Source organism: Thermus sp. (assembly GCF_039793865.1).
GTDB lineage: Bacteria > Deinococcota > Deinococci > Deinococcales > Thermaceae > Thermus.
In genome coordinates this window covers 37,531-39,471 of record NZ_JBAMMI010000049.1, presented here as the reverse complement: position 1 = coordinate 39,471, position 1,941 = coordinate 37,531, and the positions used below count along the sequence as shown (strand labels likewise).

Sequence of the window (1,941 nt, the reverse complement as noted above, 5' to 3'; positions counted from 1 at the left end):
GGGGCGAGGCGGCTTGGGGAGCTTCTCCTTTCCCGGTGGGAGGTGGAGAACCGGTCCTTCTGGGTGCGGGATGTTCTCTTTCACGAGGATGCCTGCCAGGTGCGGGGAGTGGGGGCGCGGGTCTTGGCGGCCCTCCGGGCCTTTCTGGTCTCCCTGCTCCACCGCCGGGGGGTCGGGGAGAAGAAGGCGGCTCTAGAGGCGTTCTCCTTCCATCCCCTCTCCGCCCTGCGCTTCCTGGGGCTCTATGCGGCATAGCGGTCAAGTCTGGTGGGGGCCCCTGAGGAAGTGGGCGAGGAGGCCCATGGCCCTAGAATACGGGGGTGGAGAAGTGGGTCATCGTGAACCCCGCCGCAGGCCGCGGCAAGGTGGGGAGGCTTTCCGGGGCCATCCTGGAGGCGGCGCGCAAGGAGGGTGCCCGGGCCTTCCTCACCGAGGGGCCGGGCCACGCCACGGAGCTCGCCCAAAGCGCCCCCGAGGGGGCCCGGGTGGTGGCCGTGGGGGGGGACGGCACGGTGCACGAGGTCTTAAAGGGCCTCGCGGGCGCGGAGAAGGTCCTCGGCGTGGTGCCCATCGGGAGCGGCAACGACTTCGCCCGCATGCTGGGCCTTAGGGGCCTACCCTGGCCCGAGGCCCTGGAGCTCGCCCTCTTTGCCCCGGAGGAGGCCATAGACCTGGGCCTGGTGAACGGGGAGCCCTTTGGGGCCTTCCTGGGAATCGGCTTTGACGCCCTGGTGGCCAAGAGGGCCCTCTCCGCTCCTTCCTTCCTCCGGGGGATGCCCCGCTACCTCTACGCCCTCTTCGCCGTGCTCAAGGACCTGCGCCTGCCGGAAGGCAGGGTGCTGGTAGACGGGGAGGAGGTCCACCGGGGAAGGATGCTCCTCCTCGCCGCCATGAACGGGCCCACGTACGGCGGGGGCATCCCCATCGCCCCCATGGCCGACCCCCGGGACGGGAGGCTTTCCGTGGTGCTGGCGGGGGAGTTTTCTCACCTGGGGGTGGTCCTCATCCTGCCGAGGCTCCTTTTGGGACGCCACCTCTCCCACCCCGAGGTGCGGGCCTACGCGGGCCGGGGGGTGGAGGTGGCCTTCGCCCACCCCGTCCCCGCCCACGCCGACGGGGAGCTTTTGCCCGAAGCCTCCCTCTACCGGGCCGAGGTGAGGCCCCTGGGCCTGAGGGTGGTGGGGGGCCGGGCCAGCGTCCAGAAGGGGGCGCTTTCGCCCAGGCCTGTAGGGGCCTAGAGGGCTTCTTCCAGGCGGCGAAGGAGTTCCTGGAAGCGTTTTAGGGCCTTGGGTAGCTCGGCGTAGATGCGCTCGGCCAGGGCCTCGTCATAGGTGTGGCTCGTGAGGTTGCGCAGCTCCAGCATCTCCAGCCAGAAGGGGTCCTCGGGGAGGAGGCCTGCCTGGAAGGCTCCCCGGATGGCCGAACGGGGAGAGCGGGCCTCGAGGCCCTGGAGTTCCAGAAAGGTTTTGAGGGTCTTCCAGGCCAGCTCAAAGGTGAACTCAAACCGCTGGATGGCCGAGTCCCGGACGAACTCGTCCTTGGGCCTTTCCAAGGCGGTCTTTAGCCGCTCCACCGCCCGGGCCAGGGAGGCCGTCTGCACCCTAAGCTTCTCTTCCCTCGTCAAGAAGGATCCCTTCCCTTTCCACCACCTCCTTGAGCCCCGGGGCCCAGGAGAGCTCCACCAGGTCTAGGGGCTGGAGGATGGGCAGGCCTTCCAGGGCCTCCCTCAGCTCCGCCAAGGTGGCGAGGTCCAGAGGAGGGTCGGCGAGGAGGGCCAAGTCGTAGTCCGAGCGGAGACTCCCTTCCTTCCTCGCCCGGGAACCGAAGAGGTAGAGGCGGTAACGCCGCCCTTTGAGCCGCGCGCGCACCCGGCGCTTTACCTCCTCTAGGACCTCGCCTTCCGTCACAGGCCCATTCTACCCGCGTATACTTAGGCCATGC

Annotated in this window: 3 protein-coding genes and 1 pseudogene; 2 read left to right on the top strand and 2 right to left on the bottom strand. The window is 69.0% G+C overall.

Features of this window, described 5'->3' with window-relative positions:
- Positions 1 to 255 (top strand): annotated as a pseudogene (locus tag ABJK26_RS04950) (transposase); the annotation flags it as partial.
- A 65-nt stretch (positions 256 to 320) separates the two neighbouring features.
- Positions 321 to 1,238 (top strand): diacylglycerol kinase family protein, encoded by a 918-nt coding sequence (locus ABJK26_RS04945; RefSeq protein ID WP_347241145.1) that lies wholly within the window; start codon positions 321 to 323, stop codon positions 1,236 to 1,238.
- Here ABJK26_RS04945 and ABJK26_RS04940 read toward each other — a convergent pair.
- Positions 1,235 to 1,624, bottom strand: coding sequence for a nucleotidyltransferase substrate binding protein (locus ABJK26_RS04940; RefSeq protein WP_347241144.1), 390 nt, complete (start codon positions 1,622 to 1,624; stop codon positions 1,235 to 1,237). The two genes, ABJK26_RS04945 and ABJK26_RS04940, sit on opposite strands and share 4 nt — an antisense overlap.
- On the bottom strand, positions 1,602 to 1,907 hold the full coding sequence (locus ABJK26_RS04935) for a nucleotidyltransferase domain-containing protein (protein ID WP_347241143.1): 306 nt from the start codon (positions 1,905 to 1,907) through the stop codon (positions 1,602 to 1,604). Before ABJK26_RS04935 ends, ABJK26_RS04940 begins: the two co-directional genes overlap by 23 nt.
- Between the last annotated feature and the right edge of the window lie 34 nt (positions 1,908 to 1,941).